The following is a 16,461-nucleotide window of genomic DNA, read 5'->3' as shown; positions in this document are numbered from 1 at the left end:
GAATTAGTGGCAGTTTTCGTCCGAGCATACTGAGCCAGGGGCCTCAAAGTGCAGGGTGACATGCTCAATCGAGCTTAGCCCTAGGGTATGTTTGAGGCGCCCGGAGATTTCTTCGGTTGCAGACACAGGGAGGTCTTCCTTGAGCACGATATGTGCGCTCGCGGCGTTCTTAGTTTCGTCCAATTGCCAGATATGTAGATGGTGGACTTTAGCGACCTCAGGTTCTTGGAGGAGGGCCGCTCGAATGCGGTCTGGGTCAACCCCTGGCGGGACATTGTTCATAAGCGTTGCCGCAACCTGCCGGATCATTGTGAGCGCCATGTAGAAGATATAGACCGCGATCAAGATGCCGAGTGCCGGGTCGATCCAATGAAGTTCGAAGAAGTGGATGATGATCGCCCCTACCAAAACCACCACGGAGGTCGCGGCGTCGCTAAGGTTATGGAGCATGGCGGCGCGAATGTTCAGGCTCTCTTTGGACGAAGTCCAGAGGAGCACCACGGTTCCGAGATCGATGACCAGTGCAACAGCCGCCGCACCGATCACCCAGAGAGCCATGACAGGGGCCGGGTCTAATAGCCTTTCGACCGATTCTTTGATGAGAAAGACGGAGAGGACCAAGAGCGACGTTAAGTTAATGAGAGCCGCGACCAGCTCGATGCGCTGATAGCCGAAGGTGAATCTGGAGTCCGGCGGTTTGCGACTTACTTTGCGCGCACCCCACGCGATCATGAGGGCGAGCGCGTCTGTAGCGTTGTGGAGTGCATCGGCTAGGAGCGCGACACTCGATGAGAAAATGCCCACTGCGACCTGAACGCCAGTGAGGATCACATTTAGCGCGACAGTCAGGCCAAGCTTTAGGTCAGACGCATTCGGGTCGACATGATGATGGTGCCCATGTCCATGCCCATGATTGTGTCCGTGGCTATGGGAGTGATCGTGAGTGTGGTCGTGCGACTCAGTCACCGATACAAACTCGCTCATCGCCGGGCCCACCTCGTCTTCGCACGTCTTCACAATCGTATGCTCGTCTGCAATCCGCATCGACTTCGCAGTAGAGAGCGCAGACACCGCCATTTCGATCGATGCAACCAGTGCCAGACGGGCAGTCCCGGTCATCTCGGCAATAGACGGTGCACATACCGTCAGGGAAGTCACGTCCGCCCACACATTCCCGCTCGCAGTCGCGATAGTCGCGGCAAGAGCCTCCGACAAGTGCACCTTCTAGTCCAATATCCGAATTACATCCTGAAAAGAGAAGAAGTGCTCCGATTAGAGCTAATCCAAACTTCATGGGGTCTCCGGGTGAAAAACCAGCGAAAGTGAATTGGCACAATGTCTGAGTCCAGTAGGTTCTGGACCGTCGTCGAATACATGGCCGAGGTGCGAGTCACAGTGTGCACACACGATCTCAGTGCGAGTCATTCCGTAGCTATTATCAGGTCGTGTTTCCACCCGACCTTCGATCGCATCCCAAAAACTCGGCCAACCGGTGCGCGAATCGAACTTGGTTTCAGAGGTATAAAGTGGCGCATTACAAGCGCGGCAATGGTACGTGCCGGCTTCCTTGTGATCGTTGTACTCACCGCTAAATGCTCGTTCGGTGCCTTGTTTCCTCAAGATCTTGAATTCTTCGTCTGTCAGGAGAGTTTGAAAATCCTCGTCTGATAGCGTGGTTTTTGAGCCGAGCTCTGGAATCGGCCGACTCTTTAGCGTCTGAAGATGTTCAGTAGGCGTTTGGTTGAGTTGCTTCCGGGTTTTCGACTTGACTGTTCGAACCTCAGAATCAGGCTGTTCGCTGAGCTTTTCAGGTGCTTGATTGTTGCACCCGAAGGTCAAAGCGACCGCGAAAATTATTGCTCTCATAGGTGTCATAGGCTCCTCAAGCATATGGTTGCAGAGAATCAATGTTCTGCCAACCAGCACTATTCCATGCGTATCCATCAAACCGTTCCCTCAAGTTGTGAGGAGGAGTTTTGATAGGGTGAAAAAAACACGGTTTTTCGTAGAGATGGGCAAAAATCGAATCGGTAGCATTGACCGTCCAATTTGAAGGTGTTAGACGAAGTACAGACCCCTTTGTTAAACCAGCTTGTCAGCCGCTGAGTCAGAAAGGTTACCAACGAACGACGTTATGTAGAGATTCAGCTTCACCTGATGGTGAAGGGCACGCCCCGGATGGTTGACAGGTTCAATGCAGTACTCCTGCCGGTGACAGCTCTCACAACTGAAGAACTCAAACTCGTGGTCAAATGTGGCTTCGGTGTTGGTACGAGGCTTTAAATTAAGACGTTCCGAGTGGGAATGTCGAGTTAACGGACCGGAGAACCGGTCAGAACGAGTGAGGTTGTTCCTCACGTTTGGAGAGTTGAGATGAAGAAGCTTTTTGTTGGAAGTCTTGCCTGGGGCACCTCGGATCAGAACCTTCGCGATGCATTTGAGCCATTTGGTGAAGTGACGGATGCCAAAGTGATTACCGACCGGGACACCGGTCGTTCTCGTGGGTTTGGCTTCGTGACGTTCTCTGATGAAGCCGATGCTGATGCAGCTATCGAAGCGATGCATGGTGCAGAACTTGACGGCCGTAACATTGCTGTCAATGAAGCCCAAGACAAGCGTCGTGACGGCGGCGGCGGCGGCGGTGGACATCGCGGCGGCGGCCGTGGTGGCGATCGCGGTGGAGACCGTGGTGGCGATCGCGGTGGAGACCGTGGTGGTCGCAACCGCTGGTAATCAGGAATATATGATTAAGGGCTCGCTTCGGCGGGCCCTTTTTTTTGCCCTTTGGATTCCATGAATATCAAGGGTTGCAATTCTCGCCGCGAAGCCACAACATACGGTGTTCGGATTCGGAGGTAGACATTCCAAGAATGGTGAATTCATGCGAATTGCTGTAGTAACAGGCGCGAATCGTGGTCTAGGTCTAGAAGTCTGTCGTCAATTGGCGCAACGAGACCATCACGTGATTCTCACGGCACGAAACGCGGAAGCCGGCCAACATATGGCTACGAAGTACGGTTTCGAATTTAGGCCACTCGACGTCAGTGACGTAGAGAGTGTGAATAACTTCGCTGAAAGGGTCCAAGATAAACATGGAAGGGTAGACATACTGGTCAATAACGCGGGAGTTGCACTCGACGGCTTTGACCTTCGAGTCGTGCGGGACACACTGGCCGTGAACTACTATGGGGCGGTCAGAGTCACCGAGGCGCTCAAGCCGTTCTTAGGCACCGACGCCCGTATCGTCAATGTAAGTAGCGGGATGGGAGAGTTAGCGTGTCTAGGTTTGGAACTCCGAGAGCGGTTTAGCGATCCTGATTTGACGCTCGATGATCTCAACAAGTTAATGTTGAAATTTGAAGAAGACGTGGCGTTTGAGAGCCATGTGATGAAGGGATGGCCTTCGTCGGCGTATCGCGTCTCAAAAGTTGGACTGAATGCTTATACCCGAATTCTAGCGCGAGAATTTGAGGCTTCAGAAAGCCCGATCAGGGTTAATGCTGTTTGCCCGGGTTCGGTCAGGACGGATATGGGTGGGACTTCGGCGGATAAGAGCGTGAAAGAAGGGGCCGAGGGTATTGTCTGGGCTGCGGAGCTCGATAAGAAGGAGCCGCCTACAGGTCAGTTTTTTCGCGACCGACAATCACTTAAGTGGTGATTCCGAGTTCCTTTTGTTTGCGTTTAGGTAGGCTTGAAGCCACCAAGCTCCAAGAGTGCTCGACGAGCTCCAAGACCAACTCCCTAGGAACTGTTCCGTCGAGAGTAATCGTGTTCCAGTGCTTTTTGTTCATATGATATCCGGGTTGAATCGCCGGGTATCGCTCTCGAAGTTCGATGGCTTTTTCGGGGTCGCATTTAGCGTTGAACGCCGCCGGGACCTTTTCCAAGGACGCGAGTAGGAAGATCTTCTCGCCTACACGGAAAGCCAACGTGTCTTGGTCAAACGGGAAGTCCTCTGTGACCGCGCTGAGCCCCAGCGCGTGTTCTCGAATCGTTTCCAGGTCCATATCATCTCCAATGTGACCGATTTTGCAGACCCAATGTGGTCTCCACTTGTCCAAATCGTCAACCTTGGACACACTGCCGCAGATTTTCTCAGGAAGGTTTGAACATGAAGAACGATAGAATTGCAGACATTCTCGCTGGCAAAAAGAAGGTCGGGGACTCGGTCCTGATTCAGGGCTGGGTTCGGACTCGCCGGGACTCCAAGGCCGGACTCTCCTTCGTCGCGGTGCACGACGGCTCTTGCTTCGACCCGATTCAAGTTGTGGCCGAGCAGGATTTGACCAACTACGAAACCGAGATCTTGCGCCTGACGACCGGTTGCGCCGTGAGCGTAGAGGGTGTGTTGGTAGAGTCTCCGGCCGAAGGTCAAGCCGTGGAGGTTAAGCCCAACTCCGTCACCGTGCATGGTTGGGTGGATGACCCTGAGACCTATCCTATGCAGCCAAAGCGCCATTCCATGGAGCACCTCAGGGACAACGCTCACCTTCGCGTTCGGACGAACCTGATCGGCGCTGTGGCGCGTGTACGCAACTGCTTGGCTCAGGCGGTTCATCGCTTTTACGCTGAGAACGGTTTTGTCTGGGTTCATACGCCCATCATTACGGCGAGCGATTGTGAAGGGGCAGGGGAGATGTTCCGCGTCTCGACTTTGGATATGCAAAACCTCCCGAAGACCGACTCTGGAGCCGTTGATTTTTCTCAAGACTTCTTCGGACGAGAGGCGCATTTGACGGTTTCGGGGCAATTGAACGTGGAGACCTATTGCATGGCCTTGAGCCGCGTCTACACGTTTGGTCCAACGTTTCGTGCCGAGAACTCGAACACTCGTCGCCACCTATCTGAGTTTTGGATGATCGAACCGGAGATTGCTTTTGCAGATCTCAACGATGATGCCGATTTGGCGGAAGCCTTTTTGAAGTACATCTGCAAGGCCGTCTTGGACGAGAGGCCCGACGACATGGAGTTCTTCAACAAGTTTGTGTCCAAGGGGATCATCGAGCGCGTGGAAAAGTTGGTGGCATCCGAATTCACGCGTATCGAGTACACGGACGCGGTAGCTGAGCTTCAGCGCGCCAAGACTACGTTTGAGTTCAAGCCTGAATGGGGCGCCGATCTCCAATCTGAACACGAAAAGTATCTCACCGATGTGGTCGTGGGCGGTCCGCTTGCGGTCATGAATTATCCCAAGGACATCAAAGCTTTCTACATGCGGATGAACGATGATGGGAAGACCGTAGCGGCCATGGATGTGCTCGCGCCTGGGATTGGAGAGATCATTGGTGGCTCACAACGCGAGGAGAGGCTTGATGTGCTCGATGCGCGACTCGATGAGATGAACCTGCCTAAGGAAGACTACTGGTGGTACCGGGACTTGAGGCGTTATGGAACGACCCCTCACGCTGGTTTTGGACTTGGGTTTGAGCGGGCTGTTCAATACGTGACTGGGATTGAGAATATCCGCGAGGTCATTCCGTTTCCGCGCGCTCCACGTCAGGCTGATTTCTAGTTTGAGCTGCGCATAATTTGCACTTTCGACACACCTAAACTCGATTGTTCATGGACAAACTGTGGTATTGCCATAGAATCGTCAAACATTGCGGAGGTTTAGGTGGGTACAGGGCGTATCAGTATTGGGGAGATTGGGAAGGCGATTGTCGTCACCCACGACGCGAGTGCGCTTCGGCGCAACGCGGTCCTCGTACTGGTGGTCGGGCTCCTGCTCACAACCGCGCTGAGCTATTTGATTTGGAGAGGGGAGTCGGCTCAGATCATGGCAGCGAGGGATCGGGACGCGAGTGAGGCTCAGAGTGTCATCGAGCGAAAATTCTTGGTTCCCTACGAGATCGTTTACTCGATTGGTTCATACTTCTTAGCCAGTCAGCATGTGTCCCAAACTGAATTCATTCGGTTTTCGGAGAGTGCGCTCAAGCGTCATCCATCGGTTTCCGCGCTAGAGTGGGCGCCGGTGGTTATGGACAGTACTCGTGATGAACTCGAGACGCGCGTTACGAAAGACGAGGGCATCGAAGGTTTCTCAATTAGGGCGCTGCACGCCGATGGGTCGATGCATCCGTCGCCGCGGCGCCCGATCTATGTGCCACTGCTCTATATCGAACCGCCTTCGCCAGGTGCATTAGGTCTAGACCTCGCTTCGGAGCCAGATCGTAAGCAACGGCTTGAAAAAGCCGCGATGTCCACCACGCCCATAGCATCAGTGCCTTTTGTTTTGGCGGAAGATAAAGATGCCGCTCAGACAATCGCCTTGTATCTGGGGATTCCCGATGCCCCCTTGTCACTTGAAGAAACCTGGGGATTTGCCATAGCCCTTTTCAGAATCGAGCCGATCAAGGAAGCGTCGATAGCGGCTCTTAAGGAGAGGAATCTGGAGTTTCGCCTCTCCGATATCACGGAGAAAGACGCGATACCGCTCTTTCAAACCTCGGCATTTGAGTCGAGCCGCGAGCTGAAGGTCAGGCCTCTGGATTTTGGTGGGCGGCGCTGGCAGGTAGAAACTCACGAGAGGGTTCTCAGGCGTCCGACGCTGACCATCATCACCTCCACGGTGGGTGGAAGTTTGTCTTTCCTTCTGGGGCTTCTAGTCCTTGGCTTCGGTCGTTCGCGCCAGCTCGAACGCGATATTGAAGTGGCCAAAGAGATGGGCCAATACAAGATGGTGGAGCGACTGGGACAGGGTGGTATGGGGGTTGTCTACAAGGCCCGCCACGCGCTGATTCAGCGCGATACTGCGGTCAAGGTGCTGATCGGAAAAGATGAGAGTTCTCTGCAGCGCTTCGAGCGCGAAGTCCAACTCAACGCTCAGCTTTCACATCCCAATACCGTCTCGATCTACGATTATGGGCGGACTGAAAATGGCGAATTCTACTACGTGATGGAGCTCTTGGATGGCGTGACACTTCAAGAGATGGTCGACCGGTTCGGGGCTATGCCTTTAGACCGTGCGCTGCACATTCTTCTGCAAGTTACGGGTTCGCTTCGAGAGGCACACCGCCGCGGCGTGATTCATCGTGATATCAAACCCGACAATATCATGATCACCCAGTTGGGCGGGGTTTATGATTTTGTGAAGGTCTTGGACTTCGGGCTCGCAAAGGAAGTCGAGACGGATGTGAAAGTGACGGGAGTCATGGAGATTATCGGTACGCCCCTCTACATGTCACCTGAGGCCATTCAAGGGCAGGCGATCGACGCCAAGTCGGATGTTTATTCTTTCGGTTGCGTTGCGCACGTGATCTTGACGAGTAAAAACGTGTTCGAGGCGACGTCCATCATGGAGATCATGCGACTCCATGAGAACGAGTCTGCTCCGATGCTCGACACTGGAGACAAAGAGTTGGACGAGCTTCTTTTCAGTTGTTTGGCAAAGGAACCTGGCGATCGTCCTTCGACCCATGAGCTCTATGAAGAGTTGGAAGAGATTCTAGCACGTCATCCCTGGTCTCAAGCTGAGGCCGAAGAATGGTGGTCTACTCATCTGATGACCGCCGAACTGAAGCCGCTGAAACGGCCTCAATCAGGGATTGTGGGGTGAACGGTTTAGGCACGAATGTGTAGGGCCCATCGAGCTCTATGTGGTGCCTCGAGTAGCCGGAAACAAATACGATACCAATCGAGGGGTCACCGGCGAGGACCTCTTTTGCGAGCTCGACTCCCGACGTGTCTGGCAGAAAGACGTCGGTTACCAAGACATCAATTGAGCGGTCGATTTGCTGCATGATCTGTCGCGCACTCAATACACTTTGGGCGCTCAGAATATGGAACTCGTCTCGTTCCAAGACTTTGATTGTGACATCTCGTACCAGAGGGTCATCCTCGACGACGAGGACAAGCAGTTGGTTCGCCGAGACCCCTGCTGGTTGATGAGCCTGCAGTGAAATCTCGAAAGCCGTAGTTTCTGTGGGGGAACCGAACGCGCTCAATTGCCCACCGGCCTGCAGGATGAATCCGTAGGCTGCCGAGAGCCCCGTGCCACCGAATTCCTTGGGGCTGCTCGAGAAAGGCTCAAAGACCTGATTCTGGAGCGACTCAATAGTGTTAGGGGGCGAGTCTGAAACCCGCACAATGACCCGTGGGGGCTCCGAGGTAGAGTTTCGGGCCTCGATATAAATCGGGCGCGACTCGGACGCCTGGAAATAGAGGACGAGATTGATGATCGCCTGCTCAAAATGGGCCGGGTCCACTTCGACGAGCCAAAGATCCGGGTCGAGAACAACCTTGGTTTCCCGCTCAGCTCCTAGAAGTCGGCGAATCAATGTCTCGGTCGATTTCAGAACAGCCGAAATGTCCACAAGTCTCGGTTTTGGGGGGCGTTGTCGCGCAAAGGCCAGAAGTTCACGTGTCAGATGTGAAGCACTGCGGGCGGCTGTGGAGATTGCGTCTAGATCCTCAAGCACAGGAGCAGGCAGCTCGTCCTGAGTGTAGAGCAACTCTAAGTGGCCCAAAATCGTCATCATATGATTGTTGAAATCGTGTGCGATGCCGCCCGCAAGCCTGCCCAAACCCTCAAGCTTCATGCCGGCTAGTACCTGTTTCTCAAGGTCCTTTTGTTGAGTGATGTCGATATTTGATCCGACCAAAACCATTGGGTTGGAGTTTGCGTCCCTCTCAACGATTTTTCCCCGGCCAAGCGTCCAGCGATAATCCCCAGACTTGTGGCGCCAGCGGTATTCGACGGAGAAGATATCCGTATTTCCCTTGAAATGCTCCATGGTGGCGTCGCGCAATCGCGGGATATCGTCGGGATGCATCAAGTTCTCAAAGAAGAACGCATCGTTTGGGAGTTCGTGTTTTTCGTACCCTAAGAGGTGGTAGAACTCGTCAGACATTGAAAGTTCGTTGGAGGTGAGATTCCACTCCCAAATCGCCGTGCCAACTGAGCCCAGAATATGGCTGAGGCGATTCTCCGTGCGATGGAGGCTCTTCTCAGTGGTGACCAGCCTCGTGACGTCCTGAACCGTGCCGGTAATCGTGGAGGGCCTTTGGTGCTCTAGCGCCAATTCACCATTGAGTTGAAGAACGGTTCCGTTCTTCAGTTGAACTTGGAGGGCGAGCGGCTGGCCTTCGTGAATCGTCCTGGCGACGGCCGCCTTTGCTTTGGCAACAGACTCAGCCGTGTACATCTGAAAGAGTTCATCCAGGGTCGGCGGATTTGGAGTAACCGGCAGTCCGTGCAGTACGAAGACCTGAGGGGTCCAGTAGATCTCGTGGGTTTGGATTTCGATTTCCCATCCGCCAATCTTCGCTGACTCCTGCAGCCTTTCAAGGAGGCGTTCCTGCCTTCCTCGCTCGCTACGAGCCTCTGAGATATCGCACATCCAACAAATAATGCCTTCGACACGCTCGTTAGCCATTTGAGGAAAAAGTCGGATTTCGAGCTCGATATTCGAGAGATCTAGCCTTAGAAGGCCGCGGCATTCCTCGCCATTGGCGGCGCGCTTCATCCAGTCGTCAAAGGTGTGCCTATGGTCTTCCGCGATGAGATTGAGTGCATCCTCGTAGGTTTCAGGCACCCCACCGATGAGCCGAGTTAGCCCGCGGTGCCAGGTCACTCGCTTCTCCGCCAGATCCCAGCGCCAAAGCGCCATGCGGGCAGAGATCAAAGAGTCGTCGGTAAGGTCGAGGTTAGGCAATCCCTTACCACGTCATTTTGAGGGTACCCGCGATCCCGTTGGAGGTCGGGGAAACTGCCATTTCAACGGTACTTTCGTCCCAGAAAAGATCGTAGGCGACGAGGCCTGCGCCAGCGGCGGAGAGGCCAATGCCGATGAAGAAGAGGGAACGTGTGAGGACTTGGTCGGATTCGATTTTAGACTTGAGGAGACGGTAGTTCGTCTCGTCTCCGGATGCTGCGGCTTCCTCGTAGTTCTCAACGGTCGTGCCGATGCTCGCGTCCATAATTGTGGCACCCACAAGGCTAACCACGCCGAGGGAGGCGCTCGCGACTCCGATCCAGCCAAGTGTGGAGAAGAGCGGTGCTTCCACTGGAGGCACGGGCTTGGGCACGGGTTCCATGGCATTCGCGAGTGTCAGCGCCTGTTGAGCAGTCACGAGCGCGGAGATGCGAGCTCGGTTCTGTGTGGCGTCTGGTTCGTCGAGCCCTGTGGCTTCGGCGAGTCTTGCAACCGCGAGGGACTGCTCGACTCTGCCGAGTTTCCCGTGAGCAAGTGAGATATTGTAGAGGAAAATCGGATTGGGTAGGAGGCCGTTTCCTGCTTCAAACTCGGCGATGGCTGCCTCGTACTCCCCTTTTTGGAAGAACTCCGCGCCTTTTTCAAAGTGTGTTTGAACTTTGACGATGGTTTCTGCGCCTTGAGCGCTTACTTCTGTGGCGAATCCCAGGCAGCATGTAACGATGCCGGCAAAGAGTAGATGAAGCCTGACTCGAATCATTTGGCGGAATCCAGGGTTCTCAGGAAGTCGAGTTTATTCTTGTCTGTCTTGGGTTTGGAAGTCTTGCGGACCTTTGGCGCGTCTTTGGGCTCTTCGACCTTAACTTCAGCCTCCTCAAGAGGCTCAGGCGGGGTCTCTTCGGGAGCGATTTCCTCGAGAGGAGCCTCTTCGGCTGCGACTTCAGGAGGGGAGTCGAAAACCATTTCAGGTTCATTCTTCTCAGGCTCTTTGGGCTCAGGTTCCGCCATGGCGGGCTCGCTCTTCGCTACCTGCGCTTCCATTGGGGAAGAGGTTTCGAGAGACACGTCTTTTGGCTCAGGATTATTGAAGAGCGAAGTGATCGTCCAAAGTGATCCCAAAACCAACGCGACGACCAGCGCCGAAGCTCCGGCAAGAAACCAAGTTGGCGGAGTGACGACCTTGACGACTTCGATCTCGTCGGCAAGTGCGCTCGCCGGCAAAGGGACGAGGACTTCTTTGGAGTTCCAAGAGTCTAGGAGTTTGAGAATGTCTTCGGACGAACTCAGGCGCCTCTTGGCGTCCTTGTCGAGCATGCGATTGACGATGCTTCGGAGGCCATTGGGGATATTGATCTCAGCCGGGAGTTGAATGGGCTCGTCGTTAACGTGACGTGCGAGGGTATTCATCGTGGACTTAGCATCCACCGCTTTCTCGCCGGTCAAAAGCTCGTAGAAGACGAGCCCCAGACTGTACATATCTGTCGCCGGAGTGAGTCTGTGGCCGCGAATCTGTTCGGGCGACATATAACGGGGGGTTCCAATCAGAACCTCAGCATCCGTCAGGTCCGGGTTGTCGGCCGTAAAATGGGGATCATCGATTGCCTTTGCTAGCCCGAAGTCGAGCACTTTGACCTGGTCGCGCCGGCCCACATGGTCAAAGAGCATGATATTGGCGGGCTTGATATCGCGATGAAGCATGTTGAAGGCGTGAGCCTCTTGAAGGCTCGAGAGCACTTGCTCGATGATTTTGACGCTCCGTTCGGCGCCAAGCGCACCTTCGCGCTCCAAGACTTCGTTGAGGGGCAAGCCGTCAACGTACTCAAGGACCATGTAGAGGAGGCCAGAGGGCGTGTGGCCGAAGTCGTAGACCATGACGGTGTGGGGGTCACGCAGTTGGGAAACCAGCTGGGCTTCGCGTTCAAACCGTCGGGTGACCACCTGGAGTCTCTTGGCTTCGGCTTCGCTGTCGTCTTGGAAGCCGATGCGTGATGCAGGTTGGAGGACCTTGATGGCCACGGCTCGCTGCAATTCAGTCTGGCTCGCACGGTACACACAACCAAATCCTCCGCGATTGAGAATCTTCTCAATGCGGTACTTCTCCATGAAAACTTCCCCGGGTTGGGGAAACGCGTCTGGGGCGACGTCATGGAGTGGTGGCGTGATGGTAGTCTCCGTAGCCGACATGGTTCTCACTCAGGCCTTCATTGTCTCTCAGTTTTGCATGTTTCGCAAAGGCACTTTGTACAAGTCTTATTGTTCTGAATGAGTGAGAGCCTAACACCAACCAGAAGTGGTGCCAAGGATTATGGTCTGAGCTCAAGCTCGGATGCCTCTACAAAGGGAATGAGCCAATCAGGCGTTTGAGTGCGGGTATTGGACGACGCCAGCTGCGCGTGTGTTGCGTTGGTTTCGTGTTGAATCATCGATTCTTGTTCGGAGTCGATCGGCCTGGGGCGACGAATCGGAACCCTGATAATCATCGGGTCCAACGACGTCACGCTCGCCCTTCGGTAGAGCCTGTATCCACCGCATGACGAGATCCCAAAGGATGAGTAGCCGGAGATTGAGAGCGATTCCTCGAAATCAATTTCGTCGATCCAGATGTCTTCATCGAGGAATCCACACGCTGTGGAAGACGTGAAAACCAAGATGAGTAGGGATTTTGCGAGAGTCATCTTCATGCGTAGGCCTCGGTAGTCGGTTGTATGAAGTTCGACATCCGAGCCGCAGGAATGTTCCCCAAGTTGCTAGAATCTTGGACTCTGTGTACGTTCCACCGGCTGAATTCGGCAAGTGCATTGGAGTTCTGAATGAATTTATTAGCCTCAATCCCATACGACGCCTTTACCTTTGGGCCCTTCAAGCCGCTGGGCGATTTTACTCTGGGCGGTATTGGACCCCTTGAAATCCACTCATTTGGCCTTTTGGTGGCACTAGGCTTGATGCTCGCCTTTCATATGTCGAGCAAAAGGGCTGAAGAAAAGCTTGGGATATCAGGCGAAGAGTTTCAGAATTTTGGAATCTACCTGGTGGCGATTGGGTGGGTGTTTTCGCACGTTTTTGACGTCGTCTTCTACACGCCTGAGAAAATCCTCGAAGACCCGTTGATTCTCTTTAAGGTTTGGGGACAGATCTCGAGCTTTGGTGGATTGCTGGGCGGTATTTTGGGGGCGTGGATCTACAGGTGGCGCCACCCCCACATCGACTTTCCGCAGATGGTCGATCTCGCTGCGTATGGATTGACGTTTGGCTGGATGTTCGGGCGTTTCGGGTGTGCGTCGGTTCACGACCACCCTGGTGCTGAGACCGATTTCTTCCTCGGAATTCAATGGACGGACGGAACGATCCGCCACGATCTGGGCTTCTACGAGTCGATTTGGTGGATTGTGATTGTGACCACCGTGATGATTGCGGACAAAAAGCCGCGGCCGACGTACTTCTTCGTGACGTTGGTTGGTATGATGTACGCGCCAGCTCGCTTTACGCTCGACTTCCTGAGAGTGCCACCGGAGCTGGGAGGCGATATTCGCTATTTCGGCCTGACTCCGGGGCAGTACATGTCGATCCTGCTCTTCCTCGTCTCGCTCTACTTCTTCAATCGAGTCAGGAAGGGCGAGCCGATCGTATGGAAGAAGTACGAGCCGAAAGCGGTTGAAAGCGACCCCAAAGCTAAGAAGTAAACGTTTAGAAAACAAGGAATGGATTGATGCATAAGAAAGTAAGAAAGGCAGTTATCCCCGTAGCGGGACTTGGGACGCGACTCCTTCCCGTTACAAAATCAGTACCGAAGGAACTCCTTCCAATCGTCGATGTTCCGGCGATTCAGGTCATCGTTGAAGAGTGTATCAAATCGGGCATCGAAGAGGTCATCTTGGTCACGAGCCGTGGCAAGGGCCAGATCGAGGACCATTTCGACTTTAGCTATGAGCTCGAGGGAATCCTAGAGGAACGAGGAAAGACCCAGGAACTTGAAGTCGTACGCAATATCGGCCGCATGGTTCGCACAATTTCTGTGCGTCAGAAGAAGCCACTGGGGCTTGGTCACGCGATTCTCTGTGCAAAAGATGTGGTTGGGGACGAGCCGTTCTTGGTCTTGCTTCCTGACGACATCATCTCCGCTGAACCTACGGCATCGCGCCAGATGCTCGACGTCTACGAGAAGTATGGTGAGGGCGTGGTCAGCGTGATGGAAGTGCCTCGCGAAGAGGTTAGCCGATACGGCATTATGGACGGAGAGCAATGGGGTGAGGGACTCTGGCGCGTGCGTATGCTCGTGGAGAAACCCGCCCAAGACCTCGCGCCTTCCAACCTTGCCGTGATTGGTCGCTACGTCTTGCCATCGATTATTTTCAAGTATCTTGAAGACGTGCGATCAGACCAAAGCGGTGAGATCCAACTGACAGACGCATTGGCTCGCCTGAGTCGAGAGCGCGCACTTATTGGCGCATCATTCCACGGCGTGCGGCACGATATCGGCGACCGTCTCGGACTGATTACAGCGAACGTTTCTTTCGCGCTTGAGCGTCCTGAATTGCGTGATGGTGTGCTCGAATTCCTGAAGAAGACATGCACTTCGCTCACCTGATTCTGGTCCTGCTCGGGGTCTTAGTGATCCCGAGTAGTGGCATCAGCCAGGTGCCTCCTCAAAAGTTGAGCACGTGGATGATCCTCGACGAGGTCAAGGGGCAAGTTGCCGCTGATCTGGTGGGCGAGGGCGTGTCGCGGGTGTCGTATGATGTGTCGAAGATTCCGTCGACAGATGTCGGGCATCGGCTCCTGAAGCATCTTTTGAGCCTGAAATGGCAGTCGAATTTGGGTGGAGTCCGATTTGTTGGGATACGGCTTATTGACGCTCAAGAGGATGTTATCGTCTACCGATATGCTTCGGCAAAGTTGGCGATTGAGCTCGAAGCTGAGACGTTGCGCCCGATGACGTTGGAGATTGAGTTCGGAGAACAGCGATGTCTGGTGGTCTGGCAGACTCCCGGAGCGTGGAGGCACGTCAGGGGAAGTTGCGATGGCCGCCCGGTGTTTGAGATTCAAGAGGTGAGGGTTAGTTCGCCGACTAGTTCGCCATGAGGTCGGCAATCGGGTTCCGCTCGTCAGGGCCAATGATATTGTCCCGATTTGAGTCTTTGTAGAGCCTGCTCTGGTCTCGGAAGTATTGACGGAACTGATTGTAGAGGGCGGCGTTGGAATTGTCGGAGATAATGACCGGGTTTTCGTCTGGGAGGGCCGCGTCTTTAAGCCAGTTGAGTGCGTCGAAGCTCAAATTGAAGCTCGCACCGTCATCATCCACAACAAACGAATCTCGCCCGTTGAAGATGAGTTTTTCTGACCTTTTCGCCTCAATTCTGAATTCACGCTCGTCGGGCAGAGTCCCGGAAATCTCTAGCCAGTTTTCGAGAGGCTTGTTTGCTTCTCCAAAACTGAAAGTGGCCTTGCAATAGGTACCTGGGCCCTGAGTTTTGACAGGGATGCTCTCCGTGACGAGCAGGTCAACGGCGAAGGGACCCTGTGTTAGTGCAGACTCGTCCACATCACAGTTGTTGGACATTTCAACGGCAAAAAGCGTGGCGTTGGCTTCAATGATACTAAAACCTTCTGCCTCTAAGGTCTGGGTTGTAGTTTGAAAATCTGTTTCGAGCGTAATGGTCACATCAACGTCGTTCTTGTCCTGAGGGTTTCCGACATCAGTCCCCACGCATCCGGACGCCAAAATTAGGATAGGGATAAGACGTTTCATTCTTCTGGCTCGTTCTTGGTCAGCGGAAAAAGTTGAAAATTGATTTGATAGACAACTTCAGGTCCTTCATCACTATCACAAAGTTCCAAAAGAGATTCACGAAATTGATGAATCCGATTCTTGATCTCGGGGATGAGGCTTTCTGAGACGCATACTGTCAAACCACTAATGTCCCTCAGGGTTCGTGGGGTCGACTCGATCGACTCCGCAGCTTTTGACATCATCTGTCGGTGAAAGTTTCCGATAGCAAGAGATCCGACTTCATGTCCAGTCGTCAGACTTGGTTGTCCTCGTGAGCACGTGCCGTCTTCGTCTGGGATTAAGACCTCAAGTTCATAGAGTAGTTCAAGGGCTCGAGCGACTTGCGCTTCAGGGACTTTCGGGTGGAGTCTGGGCGATATCCAGGCCGGATCGGGTTTGAAATCGGGGCGCGCAGAGAGTTCTCGGATCGCTGGGTAATACCAGTGCGAGAGGTACTCGAACATGTTGTGGTCGATGCGCCTTGCGTTTCGGAAGCGTCTGCTGGCTGCGATTTGCTCGAAGACCTCGTTTTTTTGCTCGGCGGTTGCGGCCTGATCGAAGATGACAAGAGAATGGAAGAAGCTCGATTCGTCTTCGTCGAGGTCAAGGGCTCTCGCGACGGGTTCGATGCTCGCGTCGCCGAGGTTTCGTTTGCCGTCCATGACGAGCTTAATGAAGTTTGGAGAGCTGAAGCCTGCGCGGCGAGCGAGGTAGCGAAATGAATAGACGCGAGAATGCTCTTTCGCTCGGTCGTAGAAGTCCCTTAGATATGCCCTGTAATCGAGATACGCGAAGATGTCAGGCTTCCAGGAGTTCATATGCAATGACGCCTTTAGGTATTGGGTTGTCTTGGGCAGCTTTGCTCTAACGGGAGTTTAACACGAAAAGGCCTCGAAGTAAGTCAGAATACACTTTTATCTTGAGATTCGGCATTGGTCTTCGCGGTAAACTTGTTGTGCGATGCTAGAATGGTTATCCTAGGGCCTCTAACGGGAGAACGTGATTTTATGACCAAATGCGGCATCTTGGAATACACCTGCC

The 16,461-nt window shown here is 53.8% G+C and carries 17 protein-coding genes; 7 read left to right on the top strand and 10 right to left on the bottom strand.

From position 1 onward, the window contains the following. Positions 1 to 3 precede the first annotated feature (3 nt). Genes FRD01_RS05170 through msrB form a run of 3 tightly spaced genes read right to left on the bottom strand, consistent with a single transcriptional unit; the run spans position 4 to position 1,698 of the window. Positions 4 to 984, bottom strand: a complete 981-nt coding sequence (locus FRD01_RS05170) for a cation diffusion facilitator family transporter (protein WP_249756030.1) — start codon at positions 982 to 984, stop codon at positions 4 to 6. Beyond that, a complete protein-coding gene (locus FRD01_RS24185) occupies positions 959 to 1,294 on the bottom strand; it encodes a hypothetical protein (RefSeq protein ID WP_249756029.1) in 336 nt (111 codons plus the stop codon). Before FRD01_RS24185 ends, FRD01_RS05170 begins: the two co-directional genes overlap by 26 nt. Continuing rightward, positions 1,291 to 1,698 carry a peptide-methionine (R)-S-oxide reductase MsrB gene (msrB, locus tag FRD01_RS05165; RefSeq protein ID WP_347341864.1) on the bottom strand — a complete coding sequence of 136 codons (408 nt, stop codon included), beginning with the start codon at positions 1,696 to 1,698 and terminating at the stop codon, positions 1,291 to 1,293. Before msrB ends, FRD01_RS24185 begins: the two co-directional genes overlap by 4 nt. A 675-nt stretch (positions 1,699 to 2,373) precedes the next feature. Between msrB and FRD01_RS05160 the strand changes: the two genes are divergently transcribed. After that, on the top strand, positions 2,374 to 2,733 hold the full coding sequence (locus tag FRD01_RS05160) for an RNA recognition motif domain-containing protein (protein ID WP_146958258.1): 360 nt from the start codon (positions 2,374 to 2,376) through the stop codon (positions 2,731 to 2,733). A gap of 148 nt (positions 2,734 to 2,881) precedes the next feature. Next, complete coding sequence (locus tag FRD01_RS05155; RefSeq protein WP_146958256.1) at positions 2,882 to 3,658, top strand: SDR family oxidoreductase; 777 nt, start codon at positions 2,882 to 2,884, stop codon at positions 3,656 to 3,658. Here the strand turns inward: FRD01_RS05155 and FRD01_RS05150 are convergent. After that, on the bottom strand, positions 3,648 to 4,007 hold the full coding sequence (locus tag FRD01_RS05150) for an MmcQ/YjbR family DNA-binding protein (RefSeq protein WP_146958255.1): 360 nt from the start codon (positions 4,005 to 4,007) through the stop codon (positions 3,648 to 3,650). The two genes, FRD01_RS05155 and FRD01_RS05150, sit on opposite strands and share 11 nt — an antisense overlap. A gap of 104 nt (positions 4,008 to 4,111) precedes the next feature. Between FRD01_RS05150 and asnS the strand changes: the two genes are divergently transcribed. After that, a complete protein-coding gene (gene asnS, locus FRD01_RS05145; protein WP_146958253.1) occupies positions 4,112 to 5,512 on the top strand; it encodes an asparagine--tRNA ligase in 1,401 nt (466 codons plus the stop codon). Between the two features lie 102 nt (positions 5,513 to 5,614). After that, positions 5,615 to 7,555 (top strand): protein kinase domain-containing protein, encoded by a 1,941-nt coding sequence (locus FRD01_RS05140; RefSeq protein WP_146958252.1) that lies wholly within the window; start codon positions 5,615 to 5,617, stop codon positions 7,553 to 7,555. On the opposite strand, the gene FRD01_RS05135 is transcribed toward FRD01_RS05140, so the two are convergent. From FRD01_RS05135 to FRD01_RS05120, 4 genes are all read right to left on the bottom strand, one after another. Beyond that, the gene (locus FRD01_RS05135; protein WP_146958250.1) at positions 7,491 to 9,653 is read right to left on the bottom strand and encodes a hybrid sensor histidine kinase/response regulator; all 2,163 of its coding nucleotides are present in this window, start codon (positions 9,651 to 9,653) and stop codon (positions 7,491 to 7,493) included. The two genes, FRD01_RS05140 and FRD01_RS05135, sit on opposite strands and share 65 nt — an antisense overlap. A gap of 4 nt (positions 9,654 to 9,657) precedes the next feature. Next, positions 9,658 to 10,413 carry a tetratricopeptide repeat protein gene (locus FRD01_RS05130; protein ID WP_146958248.1) on the bottom strand — a complete coding sequence of 252 codons (756 nt, stop codon included), beginning with the start codon at positions 10,411 to 10,413 and terminating at the stop codon, positions 9,658 to 9,660. Next, positions 10,410 to 11,837, bottom strand: a complete 1,428-nt coding sequence (locus FRD01_RS05125; protein ID WP_146958246.1) for a serine/threonine protein kinase — start codon at positions 11,835 to 11,837, stop codon at positions 10,410 to 10,412. The genes FRD01_RS05130 and FRD01_RS05125 overlap by 4 nt, the downstream gene beginning before the upstream one ends. 119 nt (positions 11,838 to 11,956) lie before the next feature. Then, positions 11,957 to 12,334: a hypothetical protein gene (locus tag FRD01_RS05120; protein ID WP_146958244.1), complete on the bottom strand. Its 378-nt coding sequence runs from the start codon at positions 12,332 to 12,334 to the stop codon at positions 11,957 to 11,959. A gap of 129 nt (positions 12,335 to 12,463) precedes the next feature. Between FRD01_RS05120 and FRD01_RS05115 the strand changes: the two genes are divergently transcribed. The 3 genes from FRD01_RS05115 to FRD01_RS05105 are packed head-to-tail and all read left to right on the top strand — an operon-like array spanning position 12,464 to position 14,732. Next, on the top strand, positions 12,464 to 13,333 hold the full coding sequence (locus FRD01_RS05115; RefSeq protein WP_146958242.1) for a prolipoprotein diacylglyceryl transferase: 870 nt from the start codon (positions 12,464 to 12,466) through the stop codon (positions 13,331 to 13,333). A 26-nt stretch (positions 13,334 to 13,359) separates the two neighbouring features. After that, positions 13,360 to 14,238 carry a UTP--glucose-1-phosphate uridylyltransferase GalU gene (gene galU / locus FRD01_RS05110; RefSeq protein WP_249756028.1) on the top strand — a complete coding sequence of 293 codons (879 nt, stop codon included), beginning with the start codon at positions 13,360 to 13,362 and terminating at the stop codon, positions 14,236 to 14,238. Continuing rightward, positions 14,220 to 14,732 (top strand): hypothetical protein, encoded by a 513-nt coding sequence (locus tag FRD01_RS05105; RefSeq protein WP_146958239.1) that lies wholly within the window; start codon positions 14,220 to 14,222, stop codon positions 14,730 to 14,732. Before galU ends, FRD01_RS05105 begins: the two co-directional genes overlap by 19 nt. Here the strand turns inward: FRD01_RS05105 and FRD01_RS05100 are convergent. Continuing rightward, positions 14,719 to 15,399 carry a hypothetical protein gene (locus FRD01_RS05100; RefSeq protein ID WP_146958237.1) on the bottom strand — a complete coding sequence of 227 codons (681 nt, stop codon included), beginning with the start codon at positions 15,397 to 15,399 and terminating at the stop codon, positions 14,719 to 14,721. The two genes, FRD01_RS05105 and FRD01_RS05100, sit on opposite strands and share 14 nt — an antisense overlap. Continuing rightward, positions 15,396 to 16,238: a TIGR02147 family protein gene (locus FRD01_RS05095; RefSeq protein ID WP_146958235.1), complete on the bottom strand. Its 843-nt coding sequence runs from the start codon at positions 16,236 to 16,238 to the stop codon at positions 15,396 to 15,398. Before FRD01_RS05095 ends, FRD01_RS05100 begins: the two co-directional genes overlap by 4 nt. Positions 16,239 to 16,461: the final 223 nt, after the last annotated feature.

The organism is Microvenator marinus (genome assembly GCF_007993755.1).
Classification (GTDB): Bacteria; Myxococcota_A; Bradymonadia; order Bradymonadales; family Bradymonadaceae; genus Allomicrovenator; species Allomicrovenator marinus.
This window is presented reverse-complemented; position numbering and strand designations above follow the sequence as displayed.

Excerpts from the sequence above, each read along its gene's own strand:
- FRD01_RS05095 (WP_146958235.1), bottom strand. The coding sequence starts at position 16,238 with ATGAACTCCTGGAAGCCTGACATCTTCGCGTATCTCGATTACAGGGCA.
- FRD01_RS05155 (WP_146958256.1), top strand. The coding sequence starts at position 2,882 with ATGCGAATTGCTGTAGTAACAGGCGCGAATCGTGGTCTAGGTCTAGAA.
- FRD01_RS05115 (WP_146958242.1), top strand. The coding sequence starts at position 12,464 with ATGAATTTATTAGCCTCAATCCCATACGACGCCTTTACCTTTGGGCCC.
- FRD01_RS05105 (WP_146958239.1), top strand. The coding sequence starts at position 14,220 with ATGCACTTCGCTCACCTGATTCTGGTCCTGCTCGGGGTCTTAGTGATC.
- FRD01_RS05170 (WP_249756030.1), bottom strand. The coding sequence starts at position 984 with ATGAGCGAGTTTGTATCGGTGACTGAGTCGCACGACCACACTCACGAT.
- FRD01_RS24185 (WP_249756029.1), bottom strand. The coding sequence starts at position 1,294 with ATGAAGTTTGGATTAGCTCTAATCGGAGCACTTCTTCTCTTTTCAGGA.
- FRD01_RS05100 (WP_146958237.1), bottom strand. The coding sequence starts at position 15,399 with ATGAAACGTCTTATCCCTATCCTAATTTTGGCGTCCGGATGCGTGGGG.
- FRD01_RS05160 (WP_146958258.1), top strand. The coding sequence starts at position 2,374 with ATGAAGAAGCTTTTTGTTGGAAGTCTTGCCTGGGGCACCTCGGATCAG.
- FRD01_RS05130 (WP_146958248.1), bottom strand. The coding sequence starts at position 10,413 with ATGATTCGAGTCAGGCTTCATCTACTCTTTGCCGGCATCGTTACATGC.
- FRD01_RS05120 (WP_146958244.1), bottom strand. The coding sequence starts at position 12,334 with ATGAAGATGACTCTCGCAAAATCCCTACTCATCTTGGTTTTCACGTCT.
- asnS (WP_146958253.1), top strand. The coding sequence starts at position 4,112 with ATGAAGAACGATAGAATTGCAGACATTCTCGCTGGCAAAAAGAAGGTC.
- FRD01_RS05150 (WP_146958255.1), bottom strand. The coding sequence starts at position 4,007 with ATGGACCTGGAAACGATTCGAGAACACGCGCTGGGGCTCAGCGCGGTC.
- FRD01_RS05125 (WP_146958246.1), bottom strand. The coding sequence starts at position 11,837 with ATGTCGGCTACGGAGACTACCATCACGCCACCACTCCATGACGTCGCC.
- galU (WP_249756028.1), top strand. The coding sequence starts at position 13,360 with ATGCATAAGAAAGTAAGAAAGGCAGTTATCCCCGTAGCGGGACTTGGG.